At 71.4% G+C, this 22,763-nt stretch carries 23 protein-coding genes and 1 pseudogene; 12 read left to right on the top strand and 12 right to left on the bottom strand.

Annotated features, from left to right (window positions below; all coding sequences use genetic code 11):
• Positions 1-16 precede the first annotated feature (16 nt).
• Positions 17-481: a carboxymuconolactone decarboxylase family protein gene (locus ABIA38_RS31745; RefSeq protein ID WP_424642333.1), complete on the top strand. Its 465-nt coding sequence runs from the start codon at positions 17-19 to the stop codon at positions 479-481.
• Between the two features lie 92 nt (positions 482-573).
• On the opposite strand, the gene ABIA38_RS31740 is transcribed toward ABIA38_RS31745, so the two are convergent.
• On the bottom strand, positions 574-1,350 hold the full coding sequence (locus tag ABIA38_RS31740) for an alpha/beta fold hydrolase (protein ID WP_424642332.1): 777 nt from the start codon (positions 1,348-1,350) through the stop codon (positions 574-576).
• A gap of 168 nt (positions 1,351-1,518) precedes the next feature.
• Positions 1,519-2,052 (bottom strand): hypothetical protein, encoded by a 534-nt coding sequence (locus tag ABIA38_RS31735; protein WP_424642331.1) that lies wholly within the window; start codon positions 2,050-2,052, stop codon positions 1,519-1,521.
• Between the two features lie 361 nt (positions 2,053-2,413).
• Between ABIA38_RS31735 and ABIA38_RS31730 the strand changes: the two genes are divergently transcribed.
• The 3 genes from ABIA38_RS31730 (at position 2,414) to ABIA38_RS31720 (ending at position 6,636) form a co-directional block, all read left to right on the top strand.
• A complete protein-coding gene (locus ABIA38_RS31730) occupies positions 2,414-3,949 on the top strand; it encodes an FAD-binding oxidoreductase (protein ID WP_424642461.1) in 1,536 nt (511 codons plus the stop codon).
• Positions 3,950-4,169: 220 nt separating this feature from the next.
• On the top strand, positions 4,170-5,105 hold the full coding sequence (locus tag ABIA38_RS31725) for a S1C family serine protease (RefSeq protein WP_424642330.1): 936 nt from the start codon (positions 4,170-4,172) through the stop codon (positions 5,103-5,105).
• A gap of 157 nt (positions 5,106-5,262) precedes the next feature.
• Complete coding sequence (locus ABIA38_RS31720; protein ID WP_424642329.1) at positions 5,263-6,636, top strand: glutamate decarboxylase; 1,374 nt, start codon at positions 5,263-5,265, stop codon at positions 6,634-6,636.
• A gap of 97 nt (positions 6,637-6,733) precedes the next feature.
• Here the strand turns inward: ABIA38_RS31720 and ABIA38_RS31715 are convergent, their stop codons facing one another.
• Positions 6,734-7,312, bottom strand: a complete 579-nt coding sequence (locus ABIA38_RS31715) for a hypothetical protein (RefSeq protein WP_424642328.1) — start codon at positions 7,310-7,312, stop codon at positions 6,734-6,736.
• A gap of 748 nt (positions 7,313-8,060) precedes the next feature.
• On the opposite strand from ABIA38_RS31715, the pseudogene ABIA38_RS31710 reads away from it, so the two are divergent.
• Both ABIA38_RS31710 and ABIA38_RS31705 read left to right on the top strand, forming a co-directional pair.
• A pseudogene (locus tag ABIA38_RS31710) lies at positions 8,061-8,963 on the top strand (MerR family transcriptional regulator); the annotation flags it as partial.
• Positions 8,964-8,978: 15 nt separating this feature from the next.
• Positions 8,979-9,518, top strand: coding sequence for a GNAT family N-acetyltransferase (locus tag ABIA38_RS31705; protein ID WP_424642460.1), 540 nt, complete (start codon positions 8,979-8,981; stop codon positions 9,516-9,518).
• Here the strand turns inward: ABIA38_RS31705 and ABIA38_RS31700 are convergent.
• Positions 9,486-10,139 (bottom strand): TetR/AcrR family transcriptional regulator, encoded by a 654-nt coding sequence (locus ABIA38_RS31700; RefSeq protein ID WP_424642327.1) that lies wholly within the window; start codon positions 10,137-10,139, stop codon positions 9,486-9,488. The two genes, ABIA38_RS31705 and ABIA38_RS31700, sit on opposite strands and share 33 nt — an antisense overlap.
• Before the next feature lie 92 nt (positions 10,140-10,231).
• Between ABIA38_RS31700 and ABIA38_RS31695 the strand changes: the two genes are divergently transcribed.
• Positions 10,232-11,203, top strand: coding sequence for an MBL fold metallo-hydrolase (locus ABIA38_RS31695; RefSeq protein ID WP_424642326.1), 972 nt, complete (start codon positions 10,232-10,234; stop codon positions 11,201-11,203).
• Between the two features lie 12 nt (positions 11,204-11,215).
• Here ABIA38_RS31695 and ABIA38_RS31690 read toward each other — a convergent pair whose 3' ends face one another.
• The gene (locus tag ABIA38_RS31690) at positions 11,216-11,977 is read right to left on the bottom strand and encodes a hypothetical protein (protein WP_424642325.1); all 762 of its coding nucleotides are present in this window, start codon (positions 11,975-11,977) and stop codon (positions 11,216-11,218) included.
• 411 nt (positions 11,978-12,388) lie between these two features.
• Here ABIA38_RS31690 and ABIA38_RS31685 point away from each other — a divergent pair, with 411 nt between their 5' ends.
• Positions 12,389-12,685, top strand: coding sequence for a hypothetical protein (locus tag ABIA38_RS31685; protein WP_424642324.1), 297 nt, complete (start codon positions 12,389-12,391; stop codon positions 12,683-12,685).
• Positions 12,682-13,587 carry a 4-hydroxy-tetrahydrodipicolinate synthase gene (dapA, locus tag ABIA38_RS31680; RefSeq protein ID WP_424642323.1) on the top strand — a complete coding sequence of 302 codons (906 nt, stop codon included), beginning with the start codon at positions 12,682-12,684 and terminating at the stop codon, positions 13,585-13,587. Before ABIA38_RS31685 ends, dapA begins: the two co-directional genes overlap by 4 nt.
• 294 nt (positions 13,588-13,881) lie before the next feature.
• Here dapA and ABIA38_RS31675 read toward each other — a convergent pair whose 3' ends face one another.
• The 5 genes from ABIA38_RS31675 to ABIA38_RS31655 form a co-directional block, all read right to left on the bottom strand.
• Positions 13,882-14,925, bottom strand: a complete 1,044-nt coding sequence (locus ABIA38_RS31675) for an NAD(P)/FAD-dependent oxidoreductase (protein ID WP_424642322.1) — start codon at positions 14,923-14,925, stop codon at positions 13,882-13,884.
• Positions 14,926-14,929: 4 nt separating this feature from the next.
• Entirely contained in the window at positions 14,930-15,217 is a 288-nt protein-coding gene (locus tag ABIA38_RS31670) for a hypothetical protein (RefSeq protein ID WP_424642321.1), read from the bottom strand.
• Positions 15,218-15,284: 67 nt separating this feature from the next.
• Positions 15,285-16,451 (bottom strand): FAD-dependent oxidoreductase, encoded by a 1,167-nt coding sequence (locus ABIA38_RS31665; RefSeq protein WP_424642320.1) that lies wholly within the window; start codon positions 16,449-16,451, stop codon positions 15,285-15,287.
• Entirely contained in the window at positions 16,439-16,660 is a 222-nt protein-coding gene (locus tag ABIA38_RS31660; RefSeq protein ID WP_424642319.1) for a class I tRNA ligase family protein, read from the bottom strand. The genes ABIA38_RS31665 and ABIA38_RS31660 overlap by 13 nt, the downstream gene beginning before the upstream one ends.
• Before the next feature lie 3 nt (positions 16,661-16,663).
• A complete protein-coding gene (locus tag ABIA38_RS31655; RefSeq protein ID WP_424642318.1) occupies positions 16,664-17,026 on the bottom strand; it encodes a cupin domain-containing protein in 363 nt (120 codons plus the stop codon).
• A gap of 987 nt (positions 17,027-18,013) precedes the next feature.
• On the opposite strand from ABIA38_RS31655, the gene ABIA38_RS31650 reads away from it, so the two are divergent.
• The 3 genes from ABIA38_RS31650 (at position 18,014) to ABIA38_RS31640 (ending at position 20,988) form a co-directional block, all read left to right on the top strand.
• On the top strand, positions 18,014-19,048 hold the full coding sequence (locus ABIA38_RS31650) for a saccharopine dehydrogenase (RefSeq protein ID WP_424642317.1): 1,035 nt from the start codon (positions 18,014-18,016) through the stop codon (positions 19,046-19,048).
• A 307-nt stretch (positions 19,049-19,355) separates the two neighbouring features.
• Entirely contained in the window at positions 19,356-20,567 is a 1,212-nt protein-coding gene (locus ABIA38_RS31645) for an esterase/lipase family protein (RefSeq protein WP_424642316.1), read from the top strand.
• 103 nt (positions 20,568-20,670) lie between these two features.
• Positions 20,671-20,988, top strand: coding sequence for a DsbA family protein (locus ABIA38_RS31640; RefSeq protein WP_424642315.1), 318 nt, complete (start codon positions 20,671-20,673; stop codon positions 20,986-20,988).
• 3 nt (positions 20,989-20,991) lie between these two features.
• Here ABIA38_RS31640 and ABIA38_RS31635 read toward each other — a convergent pair whose 3' ends face one another.
• Together ABIA38_RS31635 and ABIA38_RS31630 are read right to left on the bottom strand one after the other, a co-directional pair.
• The gene (locus tag ABIA38_RS31635) at positions 20,992-21,549 is read right to left on the bottom strand and encodes a GNAT family N-acetyltransferase (protein ID WP_424642314.1); all 558 of its coding nucleotides are present in this window, start codon (positions 21,547-21,549) and stop codon (positions 20,992-20,994) included.
• 50 nt (positions 21,550-21,599) lie between these two features.
• The gene (locus tag ABIA38_RS31630; RefSeq protein ID WP_424642313.1) at positions 21,600-22,322 is read right to left on the bottom strand and encodes a hypothetical protein; all 723 of its coding nucleotides are present in this window, start codon (positions 22,320-22,322) and stop codon (positions 21,600-21,602) included.
• Positions 22,323-22,763 lie beyond the last annotated feature (441 nt).

Raw genomic sequence — 22,763 nt, 5'->3', positions numbered from 1 at the left:
GAAACGGAGAAGAATCATGAACGCCGCTCGCATGAAGAACCCCGCACAGGTCCTGCCGGACGCGATGACGGCCGTGCAGAACCTCTACAAGGCGATGTCCCAGGGCGGCGTGCCCCAGGAGATTTTGGAACTCGTGCACCTGCGCGCCAGCCAGATCAACGGCTGCGCGGCCTGTGTGTTCGGCGGCGTGGACAGCGCCAAGAAGGCCGGGGAGACCGACCAGCGCCTGCACGCGGTGGTCGCCTGGCGCGAATCGCCCTTCTTCACCGACGGCGAGCGCGCCGCACTGGCCCTGACCGAGGCGGCCACGCGCCTGGCCGACCACTCCGGTCAGGCCGTGTCGGACGCGATCTGGGACGAGGCCGCCGACCACTTCGACGAGCAGCAGCTGGCCGCCATCATTCTGATGATCGCCACGACCAACTTCTTCAACCGGATCAACACCACGATCCAGGAGCCCGCCGGCCTCACCTGGAGCTGAACTCCCCGGTCGGCGGCCCCCGGGGCCCCGGCCGTGCTCGGCCGCTGCCCGGCGAGGATCGTGCGCGACCTCGCCGGGCGCCGCCGACTCGATTACCGGGAATCCACCGACAGGAACGGGTCGACGAGCGGGATCAGCAGCTCGGCCCGCCCGATCATGCCGAAGTGGGTGGTGTCGGGCAGGATCGCCAACCGCGCGTGCGGGATCAACTCATGCATGCGCGCGGCGTGTTCGATCCGGACGAAGTCGGTGTCGCCGAGGACCAGAAGGGTGGGGGCGGTGATCGCGCGCAGCTCGTCGTCGGTCCACTCCACGAAGGTTTGGGCGAGCGGTTTCACCTTGTCCAGGATGGTCGGGAAGCCGCTCGGGTCGGGGGCGACGCGGGTATACGCGTCCAACATCACCCGGTAGTCGTCCTCGGTCGGCAACCGCCGCGACGTCTGCTCGGGTGCGCCCAGCTCGGGGTGGTAGCCGTCGTGTCGATACTGCGTCGACAACAACACCAGGCGATCCACCCGCTCCGGATGGCGCGTCACGGTGGCCAGCGCGACCAGCCCGCCGAGACTGAACCCGACGAAGTCGGCCCGCTCGACGCCCAGTTGGTCGAGTACGGCAAGGACGTCGGCGGCGAACGCGGCCAGGGTGATCTCACGATCGGCGTCCGCCGTATGCCCGTGCCCCTGAAACTCGACCGCGATCACCCGACGCGTCGCGGCGAGCGCCGGCACCAACGCACCGAAACTCGACTCGATCGTCAGCGCACCACCGTGCAGCAGGACCAGCGGCGGCCCGTCGGTCCCGTGCACCTCGTAGTACATCTCGATGCCGTTCACCGACGCGTAGCCGACGGTGGGAGTGGTGGTCGCCATGATGTTCTCCTCCTGGAATGGTCGATCGGCCGCCCGGCCGCCCGGCCGCCCGGCCGCACGACCGGACCGCCGGACCGCCGGACTGCCGAACTGCCGAGAGAGGAACCTACTTGACGCCCACACCTGGCACCGCGATGCCACCGCGAGTCTCCTTGACCCGCAGGCCCCTCAGCCCCAGTAACCCTCGGTTCCCGGGCAGGCGTGGTAGGTCTGGGATGACCAAATCGGGTCACGGTTGTTGTTGTAGATGACGAAATTTCCGTCGGCCTGCACGAGGGCCTGCCAGGAACCCTGGTAGTCGGTCCTGGAGATCCAGGTCGCATCCCATACCGGGTAGTCGTGGGTGCTGTAGTGGTACTGCCAGGTGGAGATGTTGCCGCTCCGCTGGAAGATCACCTTGGCGGCGATCGGGTTGACGTTGATGCCCGAAGCCCATACCGCACGACTCGAGCCGTGGCCCTGGCAGTACAGCACGAAGTTGCCGTCCGTCTGGATCTTCAAGACGGTGAACGGCCCCCAAAAACTCTTGTTGGCAACGTACTGGCTGTCGTCGAAGGCGATGCCGGTCTGGTGGTTGCAGCCGTCGCCACCGGTGCAGCCGTAGCCGGCGTAGGCCGGTGAAGCCGTCACGACCGAGGTGGTGACCGCGGTGGCCAGCGCCAGTGCGCCGGCCACTGCGGCGGACTTGAAGTTGATCCGCATTTTCTCCTCCTTCGACTTCGATGCCCCGGCCTGCCCGGGGCTACGGTCGACGTACGGTCGACGCAACGAGCATGCGGAAGTACTCCTCCCGGGGGCAAAGGATTCGATGAGGTTCGAATCGACGGTTGTCGGCTGCGTCATCGTGAACAATTGCCGAGGTTCCACGAGTTCTTGACGGTGCCGGCGGTTCCGGATGGGTTGCCGGCCGGACGGGAGAGTGACTGTGGTGGACGATGCGAATTCCCGCTCGATCGGTCGTCGTGGGTTGATCGCCCGGGCCGGTGCGGCGGTGGCCGGTGGGGTCGCCCTCGGGTCGGCCGGCCCGGTGGGTTCGGCGGTGGCCGACGGCGCGGCCGAATCGATGTCCGCAGCGTCCCCGGCGGCCACGGCGTTCGGGCCGGTGACCGTTCGGCCGGGGGACGCGCGGTACGACGGGCTGTTGCGCGGGAACAACTTCCGGTTCGTCGGGCAGCCGGACGAGGTTCGGGTGCTCGGGTCGACCGAACAGGTGTTGCGGGCCGTGCGGGACGCGGTGCGTACCGGGCGGCGGATCGCGGCGCGCAGCGGTGGGCACTGCTTCGAGGGGTTCAGCGCGGACCCGGGGGTACGGATGTTGCTCGATCTGGCGCCGATGGACGCCGTCGGGTACGACGCGGCGCGCGGCGCGTTCGCGGTGCAGCCGGGGGCCACGCTCGGGCACGTGTACCGCACCCTGTTCAAGGGCTGGGGCGTGACGATCCCGGCGGGTGGTTGTCCCGAGGTGGGCGCGGGCGGGCATCTGGCCGGCGGCGGATACGGGCCGCTGTCCCGGCGCTACGGCTCGGTGGTGGACCACCTGTACGGCGTCGAGGTGGTCGTGGTCGATCGTGACGGCGACGCCCGCGTGGTGGTCGCCACCCGTGAGCCCGACGACCCGCATCGCGACCTGTGGTGGGCGCACACGGGCGGCGGGGGCGGGAACTTCGGCGTGGTCACTCGGTATTGGCTGCGCTCACCGAACGTCGGCCGCAGCGCCGACCCCACCCGGATGTTGCCGCCCGCGCCGCGCAACATGCTGGAATACCTGGTGATCTGGGCCTGGGACGACAGGATGACCAAGGACGTGTTCACCACGCTGCTCCGCAACTTCGGCACCTGGCACGAGCGCAACAGTGCGCCCGGGTCGCCGAACGCCGGTCTGTACGCGATCCTCCTGCCCACCCACCGCAGCGCCAAGCAGTTCTCCATGGTCGTGCAGATCGACGCCGATCTCCCGAACGCCGAGGGCCTGGTCGACGACTTCATCCTCGCGGTCAGGGACGGCACGAACGTCGAGCCGCTCCTGAACGACCACCGGACCATGCCGTGGGTGCACGCGACGACCTGGCCCGGCACCGGGGAGCCCGGTGACGTGTTCACTCGCCGGTACAAGATCAAGGCCGGCTATCTGCGCCGCTCCTTCACGGACGGCCAACTCGACACGATCCACCGCTACTTGACCACCCCGACCACCGCCCAGCACGCCGGCATGCTGCTCGTCGGGTACGGCGGCCGGGTCGGCGCGGTGGCCCCCGGGGACACCGCGATCGCCCAGCGCGACGTGGTGATGAAGGCGGTCTACCAGACGTTGTGGATCGACGAGCGGGACGACGCGACCAACGTGGGGTGGACCCGCGCCTTCTACCGCGACGTCTACGCCGACACGGGCGGCGTCCCGGTGCCCGGTGAGGTCAGTGACGGCGCGTACATCAACTACCCGGACGTCGACCTGGCCGACCCGGCGTGGAACACCTCCGGGGTGCCCTGGTCGACCCTCTACTACAAGGACAACTACCCACGCCTGCAACGGGTGAAGGCTCGCTGGGACCCACACGACATCTTCCGACACGCACTGGCGATCGAGCCGGCGTCCGGGTGAGCACCTCCGGCTGAGTGCCCTCCGGCCGAGTGCCCTCCGGTCGAGCGTCGCCCGGCCGGGCCGCACCCGGCCGGGGAGCGATTCGGCGGGCTCGTTCTGTGTGGACTCTGAGGCCGTTCTCAGGCTTTCTTCATCCGCGCACCCGACAGTCGTGAGTATGACGCCTGAGGACGCGAGGACCCACGAGCCGCCTATCCCGCCTATCCCGCCCATTCCGTCGATGCCCACGATCCCTCCGAGGCCGCTCCCGCCCCGTCGTCGGGTGCGGCGCGCCTCGGTCGTCCTGATCGCCGCCGCCGTGGCGGCCGGGCTGGTGGGCGGCCTCGTGGGTGCGGTCGCGGTGGGCGGGTTCGGCGACGGCGACCGCGCGACACCGCAGACGGTATCCGGGGCGCCCGCCCGCAATGCGGCCGCCACCGGGACCGGTACGCCGATCGCCGTGGTGGCGGCGGCCGTTCAGCCCAGTGTGGTCGAGCTGCGGGTGACCACGCGGCGCGGCTCGGTCACCGGCTCGGGCCTGGTACTGGACACCGCCGGGCGGATCCTCACCAACAACCACGTCGTCGCCGGCGCGGGGGTCGGCAGCATCACCGCCGTATTCGCCGACGGCCGGACCGCCCCCGCCACCGCGATCGGCGCGGACGCCGCGCACGACCTCGCCGTGGTCCGAGTTGGCGGCGTCCCCGGGCTCACCCCGGCCACCCTCGGCAACTCGGCGTCCGTACAGGTCGGGGACAAGGTGGTCGCGTTCGGTTCGCCGCTCGGCCTGACCGGGACCGTCACCTCCGGCGTGGTCAGCGCCGTCGACCGTGAGGTCACCGTGTCCGGGGACGGTGCGATCGGCGCGTCGTCGGACGACCCGGCGGGCGGCGCCGCGAACACGCTGACGTACCCCGCGATCCAGACCGACGCCGCGATCAACTCGGGCAGTTCGGGTGGCCCGCTGGTCGACCTGTCCGGCCGGGTGATCGGCATCGACTCGGCCATCTACGATGCCGGCGCCGACCCGAGCGGTGCCGGGGGCAGTGCCGGGGGCGGTGCCGGCGGGGCCGCCGGTACCGGTAGCGGTACCGATGCGGGCAGCGTCGGCATCGGCTTCGCGATTCCGATCGACACGGTCAAGACGTTCCTGGGCACCGTCGGCCGCGACGACTGACGACCGACCGGGGCGGGGGACAACCGCCGGGGCGGCGCGGCCGTCGTGACCCGGTCGGCGGTAGCGGCCACCCGTTCGGGTTGCGTGTGTTGCGACCTGGGGTACCGGGCGTGAGCGCGGGGCGTCCTGGCCCTTCTTCGATGGAGCGGAGCGGTACATGTCGGCGGATCACGTGGTCGGGGTCAATCCGATGTTCGCGCGGCCGGGGGAGGCGCGGGCCGTCGAGCGGTTCCGGATGGCGCTGGAGTCGATGTTGCCGGAGACGGCGTATCAGGTCGTGCACGACGAGGTGATGCTCGACGGGAACGCGCGGCTGAACCTGGCCACCTTCGTGGGCACCTGGATGGACGACCACGCGACGCGCCTGTACGCCGAGGCGTTCGACAAGAACATGATCGACAAGGACGAGTATCCGCAGACGGCGGCGATCGAGACGCGCTGCTGGCGGATGCTCGCCGACTTGTGGAACGCGCCGGACCCGGAACAGACCATCGGCACCTCGACGGTCGGCTCCTCCGAGGCGTGCATGCTCGGCGGCCTGGCGCTCAAGCGCCGCTGGCAGCAGGCCCGCCGGGCGGTGGGCAAGCCGACCGACAGGCCGAACCTGATCATGAGTTCGGCGGTCCAGGTGGTGTGGGAGAAGTTCTGCAACTACTGGGATATCGAGCCGCGCTATGTCCCGATCAGCGACGAGCACCAAACCCTGGACGGCCACGACCTGGCCTCCTACGTCGACGAGAACACGATCGGCGTGGTGGCGATCCTCGGCGTCACCTACACGGGGATGTACGAGCCGGTCGCCGCGATCGCCGCCGTCCTCGACACGATCCAGCGGGACACCGGCCTGGACGTCCCGATCCACGTGGACGGCGCGTCCGGCGCGATGATCGCCCCGTTCCTGCAACCGGACCTGGAATGGGACTTCCGGCTGCCGCGCGTGCACTCGATCAACACGTCCGGCCACAAGTACGGACTGGTCTATCCGGGCCTGGGCTGGGTGGTGTGGCGCAGCACCGACCGGCTGCCCGAGGACCTGATCTTCAAGGTCGGCTACCTCGGCGGCGACATGCCCACCTTCGCGTTGAACTTCTCCCGGCCGGGCGCCCAGGTGTTGTTGCAGTACTACCAGTTCCTGCGCCTCGGCCGCAGCGGCTTCCACGACGTGCAGAAGGCCTCGCAGGGTGTCGCGATGTACCTGGCGCGCGCGATCGGCGAGATGGACGCGTTCGAGCTGTGGAACGACGGATCGGACATCCCGGTGTTCGCGTGGCGGCTCACGGGCGGCTATACCGACCGGTGGACGCTGTACGACCTGTCCGACCGGCTGCGGATGAAGGGCTGGCAGGTCCCGGCCTACTCGCTGCCGGACAACCTGGCGGACACGACCGTACAGCGCATCGTGGTCCGCAACGGTCTGGGCATGGACCTGGCCCGCGCGCTGCTCGACGACATCCGCGACGCGGTCGGCTACCTGGACCTGCTCGAGGGCCCGCTGCCCGCGGAGCGGCACGTCGCGGGGTTCCACCACTGATCGGCGATCGGGACCTCTCGGCTCCTTGATGTCCCGACTTCTCGACTGATGTGTAGAGAGTGGTGGGTTGTGCGTGTGTGGGGCCGGCGGTCTCGGGCTACTGCCTGCCGGCACCTCGTGGTTCCACGTCGGGGAACGGCAGGAACCACGCGGTGGCGGGTACGCCGGTGGTGGTGCGGGTGGTCATCAGGCTGCGCCGGCAGCCGTGCCAGTCGTAGTCGGTGGGGTCGGCCGGCAGGTGGGCATTGTCCGCGGCGACCAGGTCCGGGTCGGTGGCGAGCGCCTCGGCGGCGTCGGTCAGGCCCAGGTGCAGTGCGTGGTGCTCGGCCAGGCAGCGCGGGAACGGGAGTCGGCCCGCCTCCAGGTCGGCGGCGAGCAGGTCCAGGGCATTGGCCAGGGAACGACGCCACGCGGTGACCACCGTCCAGGTCTCGCGCGGCAGGCGATGCAGTACGCTCCACCGCCCCTCGCGGCCGGCCAGCACCGGGTCCGGCCCATGCCGGTATACGTCGTCGTCCACCTCGTCCGCCAGGATGCCCAGCGTCGCATGGAGCAATGCCGCCGAGCGCGGGGTGGGTCGCCAGGCATCGCCCGGGGCGCGCAAGGGGAACAGGGACCCGAACGGGACGAGTTGCCGGTCCAGATCCGGGGGAGGCGAGTCGCCGAACCATTCCACCCCACCAGCGTAAACGCCCCGCGCGCCCGGCGACGCCGGGGCACGCGCCGCACGCGCCGGACATTGCGCCGCGAACCCCGGAGCGTGGCCCGCCTCGGTGAAGTACGGCGCGCGGCGGGCACATTCGTTGCCCCACGGTGGGTGGATATCACCGATTCGCACTGCTGTGCCGGCCACTGCTCCGCGCGGGCCTGCCGGTCCGCGTCGTCGCCGGCGGTGCGGGTCGGCTGCCCGACAATCCCTCGGGTGGCCGAATGTCACTGCGGGTGACGGGGATCGGGGGCGCTTAGGGTCGGACGTACGGCGCGCGGTCGGCCGGGCTTCGGGCCGGTTTGGGGCCGTTGGGGTCGGTTTAGGGCCGGTTTCGGGCCCGTTTCGCGGCTGTGCTGGGGAACACCGCCACGTTCCGGGTTGGTTGCGGGTTCCGTACCCGGTTCCATGCCGGGTTCCATGCCGGGTCCGTAGCAGATCCCGTAGCAGATCGCGTTGCAGCTTCCGTAGCGGTCCCCGTCCCATACTCCGTTGTAAGTCCCGTTGCAGGAACCATTCTTCGGCAGCGAATCCCGCAGGTTCCGTGCGCTGGGGCAAGCCGTCGAGCGTCACCCGGCCGGACGTCCGGAGGGTCGGAGGGTCGGGCGTCGCGTGGCGCGGCCCGGGGACCGACATCCTCAGGATCGACATCGGCGATCCGAACAGGTTGCTCGTGCGGGCTTGAGTCTCCCGTCGGGGGAGACGGCAGGGTGGGGGCATGGACGGTGGCGGGTTGTGGTCGATCGGTGAGTTGGCTCGGCGGACCGGCGTTTCGGTCAAGGTGATTCGGTACTACTCCGATCTCGGGATCCTGGCGCCGGTCGGGCGTACTTCGGGTGGCTATCGGCGGTATGGCGTCGAGGCTGCCGGGCGGGTCGCGTTCGTGCGCACGTTGCGTGAGGTGGGGTTGGATCTCGCGACGATTCGTAAGGTCGTCGATCGGGAGCTTTCGTTGGCCGAGGTGGCCGCCGTCCATGGCGAGGCGTTGGACGTACAGATCCGGATTCTGCGGTTGCGCCGCGCCGTGTTGGCCGCTGTGGCGGAGCGGGAGTCCACACCCGAGGAGATGAGTCTCATGCATGATCTGGCGCGGTTGTCGGAGGTCGAGCGGCAGCGGTTGGTGGGGGATTTTCTCGACGCGGCCTTCGGCGGGTTGGGGGGTGAGCCGGCGTTCGTCGGGATCATCCGGACGATGACGCCCGAGCTGCCGGCCGATCCCGCGCCGGAGCAGATTCGGGCCTGGGTGGAACTGGCCGAGTTGGCGCGGGACACGGAGTTTCGCGAGTTGATTCGGGGGCTTGCGGAGGAGTTGGCGGCCGAGTCGGCCGGCGGCGGGTTGCGGCGGGATTTCGGGGCGGTGGTGCGGGATTTGGTCGGGCCGCTGGTGGTGGCGGGGGTGGCGGCGGAGTCGGTTCGGGCGGTGGGGGTGATTGGTGAGTTGCGGGCCGAGTACGCGCGGTTCGTGGGGGCCGGGTTCGACGACGGGCGGTTGGTGGACCGGCTGGTGCGGATGGGGGATCCGCGGCGGGAGCGGTATCTGCGGCTGCTCGCGGTGATCAACGGGTGGGCGGCGCCGGAGAGTTCGGTGGCGGTGTTCGACTGGGCCGGGCGGGCGTTGCGGGCGCCTGCGGTTGCGGTGGACGTGGTGACCCCGGGGGCGCCCGCTCTGGTGTTGCGGCCGTGGCGGTTGGCGGATGCGGATGCGGTGGTCGAGGCGTACCGGGATCCGGAGGTGCGGCGGTTGACCGACGCGCCGCCGGACGATCGTGCGGCGGCGCAGGAGTGGGTGCGGGCCCAGTGGCGCGGGTGGGCGGCGGGGGATCGGTTCGGGTTCGCCGTGGTCGAGGATGGGCGGGTGGTCGGCACCGTGGTGGTCAAGGATGTCGCGGCCGGTGCGGGGATTGCCGAGGTCGGCTACTGGACGGTGGCGGACGCGCGGGGGCGCGGGGTCGCCGCGCGGGCGTTGGAGGCGCTGACCGCATGGGCGTTCGCGACGTTCGGTGACGAAGGGCTGGCCGCGTTGCGGCTGTTGCATCAGGTGGACAACGTGGCCTCGTGTCGCGTCGCGGAGAAGGGCGGCTACCGGTTCGACCGGATCCTGCCGCCGTGGCCGCCGACCTATCCGCTCGACGGCCATCTGCATCTACGGCGTGGCCAGGCCTCTCGAATGGCGTGAGGTCGGGGTCGGCCAGGGGGTGTCGGGCGCGGACTGGTGGGACAGGCCGAGCAGGACGGCGCCGATCAGGCGTTCGGTCTGGCGGTCCACCTCGGCCGGGCCGGTGAGGTGGATCAGGTGGTCGGCGAGGAGCGTGGCCAGGCCGTGCACGGCCGACCAGACGAGGAACTCGGCGCCGGGGCGGGCGGCTTCGGGGAGTTCGCCGGCTTGCACCAGGCGGTCGAGTTCGCCGGCCAGCACGTCGTGGGGGTGTGGCGAGACGGGCTGCCGGGGGGTGGTGCGGCCGGCGCCGAAGGCCAGGCGGGCCACGGCCGGGTCGTCCAGGGTCCAGCGGATGTAGCTGCGGCCGTAGGCGATCAGGCGCCGGTGGCCGGTGCCGGCGGCGCGGGCGGTGGCTCGGCGCAGCCGCTCGCCGAGGCGGGTCAGCACCCGCTGGGACAGTGCGCCCACCAGTTCGTCGCGGGAGCCGAAGTGGTGGTAGGCGGCACTGGGGCTGACCCCGACCCGGGCCGAGGCCTCGCGCAACGACCAGCCCTCGACGCCGCGCTCGCGGACCAGTGCCTCGGCGGCGTCGAGGAGTGCGCCGCGTAGTTCGCCGTGGTGGTAGCGCCCGGTTGCCATGCTCGCCATCTTAACGGTGTTCGGATCGGGGTGGTCGGTGTTACGGTCGGGGCGTTGCTATCTGAACAGTGATCAGATGGGGAGTGTTGCTGATGTGTGTTGTGGATCTCGGATCCGGGTCGGCCGGCGCCGCCGACGCCGCGAACGCCCGGAATACGGCGGGCGCCGAGTCGGCCCTGCCGGACGTGTCGGACGCGCCGCCGCCGGTGGTGCGCGGCGAGCCGGTCGAGGTGGCCGAGGGTGTGTTCGTCATCCCGGACGGTCGGGTGCCGCTGGTGCCGAACATCGGCATCGTGGTGGGCGAGCGGGCCGCGTTGGTGATCGACACCGGTCTCGGGCCGTGCAACGGTGCCTACGTACTGGAGCAGGCTCGGCGGTTGGCGGGGGACCGGCCGTTGTACCTGACGATCACCCACTTCCACCCCGAACACGGCTTCGGGGCACAGGCGTTCAAGGGCGCGGCGACGATCGTCTACAACCGGGCCCAGCGGGACGAGCTGCGCCGGAAGGGTGCCGGCTACCTCGCGATGTTCGCCGGGCTGAGTCCGCAACTCGCCGCCGGGCTGGACGGGGTGACGCTGGTCGACCCCGATGTGGTCTACGACGGATACGCCGAGATCGACCTCGGCGGGCATACGGCGGTGTTGCGTGGGGTGGGGCCGGCGCATACCACGTCCGATCAGACCGTGCTCGTCGACGGGCAGGTGTTGTTCACGGGGGACCTGGTGGAGACGCGGATGTTCCCGATCGCGCCGTACTTCCCGCCGCATGACACCGACGTCGACGGCGCCGCGTGGATCGACGTGTTGGATCGGCTGTCGGCGATCGAGGCGGAGATCGTCGTGCCCGGGCACGGTGAGGTTGGCGACGGAGCGTTGATTCGGGAGGTCCGGGGATACCTCGCGTACGTGCGCGATGAGGTCGAGCGGCTGCGGGCGGCCGGCGTCTCGGTCGACGACGCGGTGGTGGTGATCGACCGGGACGCTCGTGCGCGGTGGAGCACGTGGGACAACCCGGAGTGGATCGGCTTCGCCGTGCGGGCGTGGTACGCCGCCGCCGGGTGAGGTGTGGCGGGCCTATGGGGCGGCGGGGTCGGGGAGTTCGCCTCGGCGCAGAGCACGTAGCTCGTGGACGATGCGGGCGTGGGCGGCGCGGTGGTCCGGGGCCGCGTCGAACGAGGCCCGGCGGTGGGTACGGATGCGGTCGCACAACCAGCGGTCGTGGCTCCACGCGTCCTCGTCGCGCGGCTCGGGGGCGGCCTCGAAGTACGCCTCGCGCGCCGCGTGTCGCGTGGCGACGGCCCGGGCCCAGCGCTCCCGGGCGGCCGGGGGCAACGCCCGGTAGGGGACGTCCGCGGGCAGCCCGTCGAGCAGGGCGGTGAACGGGAACGGCGGGGGTGGGTCGCCGACCGCGTCGGGGCGTGGCGCGCGGTCGATCTCGGCGGTGGCCACCAGGCGACGTCGCAGGTCGTCGGCGAATCGGCGGTGGACGGTGCGCGTGTGAGCCTCGTCGCGAGCCCGGGTCTCCTCGCGGAGCCGGGCTTCGTCGCGGGGCCGAGCCCCGTACCGAGCCCCGTACCGGGCCGCGGATCCGTCGCCGGCCCGAGCTCCACCTCCCTCCCGCGCCGGCGCCTCGACGCGGGCTTGCAGGATCGCCAGGTACTCCACCAGCGGCGGCTGCCCCGCCCCGGCCGCCGGCCGCGACCCCGAGGCCGACCCCGACCCCGGACGGCGCCGGTGCGCACCCCGCTCCGGCTCGCTCCCGATCGCCAACGCCCGCAGGATCAGCGCGAGTTGCTCCGTCGCCAGTTCGGGGCCGCGCTCCTCGGAGGTGCTCATCGGGTCAGGAATCGGGCCGTCGGTGTGACCACGCGTGACCGCCGTCCCCGCGACACCACGTACGGGTCCACCGAGCCGGTCGTCCTGTCCACCGTCGCTGCCGTCGCTGCACGGCGATCGCCCTCCCTGGGCCGTGTCGGTTCCGAGCGTGCACCAAGGTAGCGCCGCGAACCGCCTGCCGCCGTCGCTCCGGTGTTACCGATCGGGCATTCGCCACGCGCCCGGCCCGGACCTGCGCCGATCCCCAACTTGCGGACCGGCGAAGGGGATTCGACCCCACCGGCGCCCTACTGGCCATGGTGCTGCTCGGCTAGCGTGGCCCGACGGGCCGAGCCGACACCGGATCTGCGAACCGGTGAGAGAGGCTTCCGAATGGTGACAACGACGAAGCAGATGAAGGAGATGAAGCAGATGAAGGAGACGAAGCAAACGAAACCGACGACAACGACACGTCGGCTGCCCCGTCCGCGCGAGTTCGCTCGGATCCTGCGTCCGCGCCCGTTCGTACTCGACGGCACCGAACGCCGATTGGCCGCCGCGCACACCATCGCCGAGGTGGGCACCCGGAGCGCGGCGTGCAGTGGGCGGTGGATATTCCTGCGGACCGAGATCGTCCGGAGCATGAAGTTGCTCGGGGTGGGCTCGATCGCGGAGTTGCGGCCCGAGCACGCGGGTTTGCGACCGGGCTCGCCGGCGGGTCTGCGATGAGCGGCCGGACGCCGTTGCCGGGGCGGCCGTTCGGGCGGGTGCTGACCGCGATGTTGTCGCCGTTCGACACGGACGGGCGGCTCGACCCGAAGGTGGCGCAGGAGGTGGCCGCCGCGCTGGTCGACGGCGGGAACGACGGCCTGGTGGTGAACGGCACCACGGGGGAGGCGCCGACGACCACGGACCGGGAGAAGGAACTGCTGGTCCGGGCCGTGGTGGAGGCGGTGGGGGAGCGGGCGACGGTGGTCGCGAGCGTGGGGACGTACGACACCGCGCACAGCCGCGAACTGGCCCGGCAGGCGCTGCGGGCGGGGGCGCACGGGTTGATGGCGGTGACGCCGTACTACTCGCGGCCCGCGCAGGAGGGGTTGGTGGCGCATTTCACCGGGGTGGCCGACGCGTGCGATCTGCCGGTGTTGTTGTACGACAACCCGGCGCGGGCGGGGGTGGCGATCGAGGTGGACACGCTGCTCCGGCTTGCCGAGCATCCGGCGATCGTGGCGGTCAAGGACGCCAAGGGGGACTTCCTGGCCGGGGCGCGGGTGATGGCGGAGACCGAACTGGCGTACTACTGCGGCGAGGATCCGCTGAACCTGCCGTGGTTGTCGGTCGGCGCGGTGGGGTTCGTGAGCGTGATCGGGCATGTGGTGGGCGACCGGTTGCGGGCGTTGCTGGACACGTTCGAGGCGGGCGACGTGGTCGCGGCGCGGACGGTGCACTTCGAGCTGTTGCCGGTGTATCGGGCGCTGGGTCGGGTCGGCGGGGTGGCCTTCGTGAAGACCGCGTGCGGGTTGCGCGGGTTGGCGGTGGGTGCGCCGAGGTTGCCGCTGGTGCCGGCGGACGCGGCGCAACGGGCGGCGATCGCGGCGGACTTGGCGTGGGCGGGCGTACGCCTGGACTGAGCGGCGACGGCGGCGGGGCGTCCGGCTGCGGAGCCGGGTCGGGCGCCCCCGTGGGCGGTCGGCTGACGAACAGGGCTCCCGACACCGCCGGGCCGATACCGCGAGCAGGAGACTCGCGAACAGCACCAGGATCGGCACCACAGGATCGATACCACAGGATCGAACACCGCGCTGCTGGCGAGCAGGACGGGAGCAGTGCGGAGCCGGGGAGCATACGGGTATTGCGCCCGGACGCCCTTGCGCCCCGTGCATCCCCGTCGGCCTCGCCGTCGGCCTCCCCGTACCCGGGCCCGGTCAGAACAGGGCCTCGGTGGTGGCTCGGGCGATGGCCGGGGCCAGGCGGTAGCCGAGGCCGCTCGCCGCGCCGGCGAAGACGATCCGGCCCCGGGGGTCGAGGACTTCGATGATCGGCTCGCCCGTCGGGCCGTAGGCGTCGCAGAAGACCCGGCCGGAGAGGCCGCCGGCATCGGCGAGCGTGGGGGCCGTGCGGCGCAGGCTCTCCGTTGCCTCCGTCGCGTCGTCGGGGGTCAGGCCGCGGCCGACCGTGTCGGGGTCCACGTCCCAGGTGGCGCACGGGTAGCTGTAGAGCCACCGGCCCGTCCCGGCCAGCGGGAGCAGGAAGGCGTCCTCGTCCTGGAAGACCACCGCCCCGTCCCAGGCGGCCGGCGGCCGGTGGAGGTGCAGTGCGACGATCTTCCTCACCCGGATGCCCAGCGGCGCGACCCACGGCGACCAGGGCTGCCCGGCCAGCCACGGCCCGGGCGCCAGGACCACCCGCTCGGCGGTCAGCGACTCCCCGTCGGCCAGCCGCAGTTCGACGCCGCGGCCGGCGCCGGCGTCGACGGCGGTGACCCGGGTGCTCTCGCGTACGACCACCCGGGCCCGCAACTCCCGGGCCAGCGCCAGGGTGAGCGCGGGCACGTCCGCGTATTGCGCGCCGCGCACGCTCCACGCGGGCACCCCCTCGGGCAGCCGGGTCACCGAACACGGCGGCGTCCGGGTGGGCGTCGGCACGGCGCTCGGCAGGTAGCTCCGGCGCAGGCTCTCGTCGGTCTCCTCGGCCGAGACCACGGTCATCGCGATCGGCTGGATCGGCAGCGTGGGCCGGGTCAGCCGCAACATCGCGTAGTAGTCCTGGCTGTACCGGGTCATCTCGCGGATCCGGGGCGACCCGCCGCGCGGGATGTGCAGGCCGGCCGATCGCCGACTCGCGCCGCAGCCGACCATGTCCTGGTCGAGCAGCGCGATCGAGACGTCGTGGTGGCGCCGGGTCACCTCGCGTGCGATCAGGCAGCCGATGATTCCGGCGCCGACGACGGCGACTTGCACGTGTGGCACCGGATCACACCCCCGGGGAGAACTCGTCGACGGCGGGATGCGGTGGCCGGCGTGGGAACGGCGGGCACCGGTCGTCGGTCTTGACGCCGAGGATGCGGTTCAGGACGCGCCGGCTGCGCCGGGCGATCAAGCTCAGGTTCGGGTCGGCCGGGCCGCGCCGGCCGCGGGCGCCGTTCCGGATGAACAGGCAGTGGTCGGGCGGGCCGGCCCAACTTCGGTGGGAGGGTCGGGCGCGGGGTGTGTCCTCGGCGACGGGTGGCGGACAGTCGGGCGCCGCGCGCGGCTTGGTCATCGGGCAGTGGCCCTTCGCTCGGTGGGCCGGTCGAGGCGTGGCGCCCGGGCGGGCGGGCGCGGCTCGGTCATCGGGGGTTGGCCCCTCGGTCGGTGGGGTGGGCGACGACGTCGGGCACGTCGACGCGCACCGGGCGGTCCAGGTGGCGCAGTCCCGTCGGCGGTGGCGCGACACCGGTCAACCGGGTGGCCAGGGCGCGGGCGGTGAGCGGGGCGAACTTGAACGAGCCGCCCGCCGAGGCCGCGTCGGCGAACACCTCGCCGTCCGCCAGGTCCAGGAGCAGCGGCCCGCCGGTCGCCGCGTCGCTCACGTAGTAGCAGTCGCGCGCGTCGACCACCCAGCCCCGATGGAAGCCCGGGATCAGCTCGGCGAAGCGCTCGTGCAGGGCGCGTACCCACAGCGGCGCGGCCCGGTGCCCGGCGACGCCGGCCACCACCCGGGTCACTTCGTGGGCGGAGATCTCGAGTGGCGTGCCGGCCACCGGCGGCACCAGCCATGCGCCGCCCGCGCCACCGAGCGCGGGCATCGCCGGGCTGCGTGCCCAGGTCTCCCGGTCGCGGTGCGGGACGTCGCAGTACAGGACGGTCTGCCGGTGTACGGTCAGCCGCCGGGCACATTCGGCCGGCAGCAGCGGGCGGGTCCACGCGCCGGCCGCGACGAGCAGTCGATCGCCGCGCAGCACCCGGCCGTTGGCCAGGGTCACCGCACGTTCGGCGACGTTCACCGCGGTGACCGTGGTGTGCGCGAGCAGTTGCGTGCGCGGCCCGGCGCGCAGCCGGCGTACCGCCGCGGCCAACACCCGGTCGGCGAGCAGGACGCCGGCCCGCTCCTCGAAGACCGCGCCGTGCCCGGCGGGGAAGCGCAGGTGGCGGTAGCGCCGGGCGAGCGAGTCCGGGCCGAGGCTGCCCCCGCTGCCGCCGGCCGCGGCCAGGACGGATCGGGCGGCGGCGACCCGGTCGGCGGGCAGTACGGTGAGCGCGCCCACCCGGTGGTAGCAGCGCACGCGCAGGCGCGTCTCCAGTTCCAGCCACGCGTGGTGGGCGGCGACCGCGGCGCCGGTGGCCCCGGGATCCTCCGGGTGCAGCGCGCGCAACACCCGATGCGGCTCGTGCGACGCGGCGTTGGGATTGGGCAGAGAGCCCTGTTCGACGACGGTGACGTGGTGGCCGGCCCGGACGCATTCCAGGGCGGTGAGCAGGCCGACGACGCCTCCGCCGACGATCACCGTGCGCATGTGTGCCTCCGTTGTGCGGCCGGCGCGTAGGTCCGGCTGTCGTCGGTGCCGGTGGAGAGGACCACCGGGCGGTCCCGGGCGCGCAGGAAGCGGGCGTGGATGTCGGCGGCCGGGAACGGGCCGGCCAGGTGGCCGATGTGCAGGTCGCCGTTGGGGGTGGGGGCGGTCTCGACGATGACGGCGGGTCGGGTGCGGTCGCTCGCGCGCATCGCTCACACCTCGCCGCGATGGCGGGCCGGGAAGCCCTCGACGGTCTCGCCCGTCCGCCACACGGCGTACATCCGGAAGTCCTCGGCACCCTCGTTGAATACCTGGTGGTCGGTGTTCGGCGGGAAGTGCACGATGTCGCCCCGGCGGAAGCTTTGCCGCCCGCCCCGCGATTTTACGATCGCCTCTCCCGAGAGCGCGCTGAAGATCTCGTAATCGGGGTGCGCGTGCCGGATCGAGGAGGAATTCGGGTGGACCACGCACCAGGCGGCCTCGAACGGCGCGTTGAGCGCGGGCCGGGGAATCAGCGGTGGTGAGTGGCGATTCTTCGGGTCCGGCGCGCTGCGTTCGTGACTGCGTATTTCCACGGATTCGGCTCCGATCGGTGTCGTTTCGTGGGTGAGGTCACGGACCTACGGACGGGTCGCCGTTGCCCGCATGCGCAGGTGCATCCCGGCGTACGCGTTCGTGCGCGGGAGAAACGCCTTGGGCACCTTGGCGACCGTGCTGTAGTTCGTGTCCGCCACATTTGCCAAGGGGGTCGGGAAATCTGCGAAAGCAGCTGATCGGCGTCGAGTCGATCGAGTGCGTAGAGTTCGCCCAGCCGGCGCACCATATCGACCCTGGAAATTCGCCAGGCGTCTTCGAGAGGGCGAGCCGAGCCGACCGCCATGAGGTATTCGTCGTTCTCGATGCGCGGCCGGCGCGGTGCGCCGCCGTTGATCGGGCAGGCGAAACACCGGGGTGGGCCACCGAAACCGCAATCGGCGCGGTCGGAATCACCGCAGCCGAAAATCCGGATGAATCATCCGGGCGACAAACGACCATGACATGTCGGAAAGACATGGGAAGGGAAGATCACCAAAGGAGGTTCAACAGGGATTTCTCATCCACGCACCATCCAGGTGGAAGCAGGCACTGGTCCTTCCGGGCCCGAGGGCGTCCCGGGTCGAACATACGACGGCACTCGGCGGCAATCAAGTTTTCCCGATGTCTTCGCCCATGTCGATCATCGGGCCGGTATTCGAAAGCGGATGGTCGCACTCCCGTTCGGATTTCGATCACCGGCCGGCGCGGGCGAATCTCCGCGCGTTGCGACCGACCCGACCAGGGAATCTCTCGCCGACCCCCACCCTCGACCCGACGGCCGGCTCCCCCGGCGCCGGCGGCAATACCGCCGGGCCGCGCCGATTTGCCGAGTTGTTCCAATACGCTGGACCCCGCGAATCATTCCACCCCTCGAATCCCGCCGATCGCGCGCGGCGCCGTACATTCCGCACATATGTGCGAGCAGCGGAGCCGTCCGAGACCCGAGAGGAAGCACGAATCCGATGCCGGACGCGCCACGGTTATGGATGCGGCACGAGTCGCACGACAACGAGCAACGCGCACCACTCGTGCCCGAGGACGCGGCACGACTGGTCCGCCGGGGCATCGGGATCGCAGTCGAGGAAAGCGATCGACGCGCCTTCCCGGTCGCCGACTACGCCGCCGCCGGGTGTTGGGTGGCACCCACCGGCCGCTGGGTCGACGCCCCCACCGACTACTACGTCCTGGGCCTGAAGGAACTGCCCGACACACCGCACCGATTGCGCCACCGACACATCTACTTCGGCCACGCCTACAAGGGACAGGCCGGTGCGCGGGAACTGCTCGCCCGCTTCATCGCGGGCGGCGGCGTGCTCCTGGACCTGGACTGCCTCACCGACGAACACGGCCGCCGGACCGCGGCGTTCGGCTACTGGGCCGGCTACGTCGGCGCGGCCCTGGCCGTACTCCAATGGCGCGGAAACCTGGCCGCACCGCTGTGCCCCCTGGACCGGGCGGGCCTGGACGCGCTGCTCGCCGGTGCCCGCGACGACGCCCGCGTGCTGGTGATCGGCGCGCTCGGGCGAGCCGGGCGCGGCGCGTGCGACGCACTGACCGCGGCGGGCCTGACACCCACCCGATGGGATCCGGCCGAGACCCGCGAGATCGACCGCCGCGCGCTGCTGCGCCACGACATCGTGGTCAACACCGTGCTCGGCACCCACCCCCAACCGGCCTTCGTGACCGAGGCCGATCTGGACGACCCCCGGCGACGAATCCGGGTGATCGCGGACGTCACATGCGATGTGCACTCGCAGTGCAACATGCTCCCGATCTACACCGAGACCACCGACTGGGACCGGCCGGTCCGCCGGCTGCGCGGCGGCGAGCGACCCGTCGACCTGATCGCCATCGACAACCTGCCCCCACTGCTCCCGGTCGAGTCCAGTCGGGCGTTCTCGCACGAGTTGTACCCGTACCTGGCGCGCCTGGCCGAGCCCGACCCGGCCTGGACCCGCTGCCTGCACATCTTCGAGACGCACGCCGGAACCGACGACAAGGAGAACGCCGAGGTCCGCTGACCGACCCACGCCCGCGATCCCCGCGAGCGGCACGGTGCACTGGATCGGTACCGGCCCGTCCACCGACCGCAGCGGCCTGAGCCTGCTCTGCGACCGGGCCGAGCGTGTGGTGTGCGCAGCACCTTCGCCGATACGGTGCCGGCCGCTCGGGAGACGTAAGCAGCGACATCAGGACAACCTCGACGTTTCTGCTGACCGGATGGTGATCGAGAGGATACGTTCGGTGAATCCCCGGCCGGGAGTCCACATCCGGTAGTCATCGGAAGTCGTCGGAAGTCGTCGGAAGTCATCGAGGAAGGGTCCCGCCATGCCCGAGTTGCCGCCCCAGAATTGGAACGTCTTCCGCGCGCCCATCGAGGTGTTGCCCATCGCGCCGGTGCCGAACGAGGAGTGGCGCTTCGCGGACAAGTCCATCTACCCCGGCGCCACCGCCCGGGTGTACTACGGCGACGGGCACACGCGGCTGGAGCGTCCGGTCATCCTGTCCGACGGCTTCAACACCGGGCCGACCAGCTTCGACGAGCTGTACTTCGAGTTGAACGGGCGCGAGTACGCGTTCGCGGACGAACTGCGCGAGCGTGGCTACGACTTGATCCTGCTCGGCTACGACGAGCGCTCCGCGTCGATCCTGCACAACGCGCACCGGGCCCAGCAGTGCATCCGGCGCGCGGTCCAGGAGGTGGACGAGAACACGAGCCTGGTGGTCGGCGGGTTCAGCATGGGCGGGATCATCACCCGCTACACGCTGGCCAAGATGGAGACCGAGGGCATCGAGCACCAGACGGCGCTCTATCTCAGCTTCGACAGCCCGCACCGGGGCGCGTGGATCCCCATCGGCCTGCAAGCCTTCGCCCACCTGGACCCGAACGGGGCGCTGTCCAAGCAGGTCAACAGCCCGGCCGCGCGGGAGTTGTTGTGGCGGCACATCGAAACCTACGACGGAACCCCGGCGGAGGACGGCAAGCGCACCGACCTGCTGCGTGCGCTGGAGGCCGTCGGCGAGTGGCCGGTACGGCCGCGCAAGATCGCAGTGGCCAACGGCAACGGCGCGGGTCACGACAACGGCATCCCGTCCGGCACGCACAAGGCCCTGGAGATCACCGAGGGCCTGCTCGCGGGCTCGGCGATCTACACCCAGGCCGCCGGCGACGCGCTGGTGGCCGAGTTCTTCTTCGGCGGCCAGCAGTTGGGCGCGATCCGTACCCAGGACCTGCCCGAGGTGGACCGCGCCGCCGGCGGGAAGCTCGCGTCGTTTCAGATCGCCGCCGACGGGATCAACAAGGAGGCGGGCGAGGACATCGCGATCGCGCACTACCCCGACGTCTGTTTCGTCCCGACGGTCAGCGCGGTGTCCATCCGCGAGATCGACGGGGCCGACGCCGGAGTGTCGCGACTCCCGGCACAGGACAGCGACCTCGACGAGTTCCTGTGTTCGAGCGAGGAACACAGCACGATGCACTCCGAGATGACCCGTGAACTCGGCTCGTGGCTGATCGAGCAGATCTCGTCGGTGAAGTAGCGGTTCGGACGCGCCGCCGCCGCCGGCAGCAGGCCGTGGGCCCGGGGAGCCACCCCGGGCCCACGGCCCGGCCGGACAATTTCCTGTGTGCGACCCTGGGGGCATGGAGATCGAGATCCTGGTGGTGCCGGACTGCCCGCACGAGCGGCCCACGGCCGAGCGGCTGCGCGCGGCGCTGGACGAACTCGGGCTGGGCGCCACGGCGTTCGCCACGCGGGTCGTCGCCGATCCGGCCGAGGCCGAGCGGATCGGCTTCTCCGGGTCGCCGACGGTTCTGATCGACGGGCGCGACCCGTTCGCCGAGCCGGGACGGGTTCCCGGCCTGGCGTGTCGGGTCTACCGGACCCCGGACGGCCCGGCGGGCGCGCCGACCGTCGAGCAGTTGCGACGGGTGGTCGAGTCCGCCGCGGCCGGCCGCTGAGGGTCAGCCCTTCTCGGGCGCGGATCGCCATTCGGCGGCCAGTACCGACCAGACCTCGGTGCTCTGACGCACGTCCCGGTAGCGGAAGTTCTCGCGGTGGGTGCCCTCGTGGGTCATGCCGAGGCGCTTGGCGACGTTGATGCTGGCGGTGTTCTCGGTGGAGACCAGCCACTCCACCCGGTGCATGTCGCGCTCGTGGAAGGCCCAGTCGATCAGCACGCGGGCCGCGCGGGTGACCAATCCCCGTCCGGCGGCGGCCGGTTCGAGCCAGCAACCGGCCTCGCAGTTGCCCATGTTCGCGTCGAAGACCCGGAACATCACGCCGCCGACGAGCAGTTCGTCGAGCCGGATGCCGTAGAGCCGACCGGTGTCGGCGGCGGCCCGGTCGGCGTAGGACTGGAGCCAGGCACGGGCCGAGTCCAGGTCGGTGACGATGTCGGTGAGTCCGACGTGTCGGCCGATGTACTCTCGGCCCCGGTCGAGGTGCGCCAGGAACTCCTCGGCCTGCCACGGCTCCAGCGGGCACAACTCGGCTCCGTCACCCAGCGATATCGCGAACATGCTCGTTCCTTTCGTCGAACGTTTGCCCGGTCACCGTACTCGGCCGAGGATCAGGCGCCGCTCACCGTGAGGATCAGCGTCCGGTCGTCGTTCGGCAGGATGGTCGACCGCACGGGACACAGTCGGACGCCGACGCCCCGCGCGCGGAGGGTGTCCAGAAGTGCGGGCAGGTGCGGGTAGCGCCGGCCTCGGGTGTCGTTGAGCGGATGCAACCGCACCTCGCCCGAACACACCCGAACCAGTTCCAGGACCGCCGCCGTATGGAATTCCTCGTCGAACAGGTCCGCGTAGGTGAACAACAGGAACCCGGACACGACCAGGGCGAACCGACGGTCTTCGAACGGCAGTTCGGGGAGGGTGGCGGCCAGGTAGTGACCTGTCCCCGCGGCACGGTCGCGTCGGTAGTCGGCCAGGAAGGTGTCCGCCGCGCGCCGCCACGGCGTCGCCCGCTCCCATGTCCCGTCCGCGTCGAAGCGGAACCGATCGGGCTGCCGGGCGATCCACTCGACGACCCGCTCGTGTTCGTCGTCGACGATCCGCGCCAGGTCGTCGGCCGCCATCGTGTACCTGGGGTCCACGCTGGTACACGAGCCGCCGGCGGCCCGGACCGCGGCGCCGAACTCGCTCGCGCCGCCGGGGCAGTCCAGGATCGGACCGGCGGTCAGCTCGGCGTCGGTGAGCACGAAGTGGGCGCGGTACTCCTCGATCGTGCGCGAGCTGACCAGGACCGGGCCGATCGGCCCGATCGGTCCGGCGGGTTGGGAGTGGTTCACGAGCGACCTTCCTGACGGACGGACGGGCGGACGGGCGGACGGGCGGACGGACGGGCGGACGGGCGGTCAGTGGCGGTGGGGCTTTCCCGCTACCCATGCCCGCAGGCCGGCGAAGGACACGTCCGCTGCCGGGCCCCGCACGAGGACCCTCGACCCCCATGCGTGGATCCACCCGTTCGAGACGCGGATGTCCTTCGATCGGGTGGCTCGTACGCCGTCGGGCTCGCGGCGCGGGGCTTCGGGCTATCAAGGAGGGCATGAGTGATGAGTGGGCGACGAGGCGAGCGCAGCGGGGAGCCCGAAGGGCGGATGCGGGGACATACGGGTGTGCGCCGGTGCCGGCGCAGGTGTGGTCGACCGGGGTCGGCGCGACGCCGGTGTTCGATTCGTTGGTGCGCGAATGGGCCGAGTCGATGCGGCAGTTGCCGCAGGCGGGGGCCG

Origin of the sequence: Embleya sp. AB8, assembly GCF_049739465.1 — a bacterium.
In the GTDB taxonomy this organism is placed as follows: domain Bacteria; phylum Actinomycetota; class Actinomycetes; order Streptomycetales; family Streptomycetaceae; genus Embleya.
Note: the sequence above shows the minus strand (reverse complement) of the source record. Positions and strands in the feature narration are given on the sequence as shown.

Excerpts from the sequence above, each read along its gene's own strand:
- ABIA38_RS31685 (WP_424642324.1), top strand. The coding sequence starts at position 12,389 with ATGAAGGAGACGAAGCAAACGAAACCGACGACAACGACACGTCGGCTG.
- ABIA38_RS31700 (WP_424642327.1), bottom strand. The coding sequence starts at position 10,139 with ATGGCAACCGGGCGCTACCACCACGGCGAACTACGCGGCGCACTCCTC.
- ABIA38_RS31695 (WP_424642326.1), top strand. The coding sequence starts at position 10,232 with ATGTGTGTTGTGGATCTCGGATCCGGGTCGGCCGGCGCCGCCGACGCC.
- ABIA38_RS31670 (WP_424642321.1), bottom strand. The coding sequence starts at position 15,217 with ATGACCAAGCCGCGCGCGGCGCCCGACTGTCCGCCACCCGTCGCCGAG.
- ABIA38_RS31725 (WP_424642330.1), top strand. The coding sequence starts at position 4,170 with ATGCCCACGATCCCTCCGAGGCCGCTCCCGCCCCGTCGTCGGGTGCGG.
- ABIA38_RS31650 (WP_424642317.1), top strand. The coding sequence starts at position 18,014 with ATGCGGCACGAGTCGCACGACAACGAGCAACGCGCACCACTCGTGCCC.
- ABIA38_RS31645 (WP_424642316.1), top strand. The coding sequence starts at position 19,356 with ATGCCCGAGTTGCCGCCCCAGAATTGGAACGTCTTCCGCGCGCCCATC.
- ABIA38_RS31640 (WP_424642315.1), top strand. The coding sequence starts at position 20,671 with ATGGAGATCGAGATCCTGGTGGTGCCGGACTGCCCGCACGAGCGGCCC.
- ABIA38_RS31735 (WP_424642331.1), bottom strand. The coding sequence starts at position 2,052 with ATGCGGATCAACTTCAAGTCCGCCGCAGTGGCCGGCGCACTGGCGCTG.
- ABIA38_RS31635 (WP_424642314.1), bottom strand. The coding sequence starts at position 21,549 with ATGTTCGCGATATCGCTGGGTGACGGAGCCGAGTTGTGCCCGCTGGAG.
- ABIA38_RS31730 (WP_424642461.1), top strand. The coding sequence starts at position 2,414 with ATGTCCGCAGCGTCCCCGGCGGCCACGGCGTTCGGGCCGGTGACCGTT.
- ABIA38_RS31745 (WP_424642333.1), top strand. The coding sequence starts at position 17 with ATGAACGCCGCTCGCATGAAGAACCCCGCACAGGTCCTGCCGGACGCG.
- ABIA38_RS31660 (WP_424642319.1), bottom strand. The coding sequence starts at position 16,660 with ATGCGCGCGAGCGACCGCACCCGACCCGCCGTCATCGTCGAGACCGCC.
- ABIA38_RS31740 (WP_424642332.1), bottom strand. The coding sequence starts at position 1,350 with ATGGCGACCACCACTCCCACCGTCGGCTACGCGTCGGTGAACGGCATC.
- ABIA38_RS31720 (WP_424642329.1), top strand. The coding sequence starts at position 5,263 with ATGTCGGCGGATCACGTGGTCGGGGTCAATCCGATGTTCGCGCGGCCG.
- dapA (WP_424642323.1), top strand. The coding sequence starts at position 12,682 with ATGAGCGGCCGGACGCCGTTGCCGGGGCGGCCGTTCGGGCGGGTGCTG.
- ABIA38_RS31665 (WP_424642320.1), bottom strand. The coding sequence starts at position 16,451 with ATGCGCACGGTGATCGTCGGCGGAGGCGTCGTCGGCCTGCTCACCGCC.
- ABIA38_RS31690 (WP_424642325.1), bottom strand. The coding sequence starts at position 11,977 with ATGAGCACCTCCGAGGAGCGCGGCCCCGAACTGGCGACGGAGCAACTC.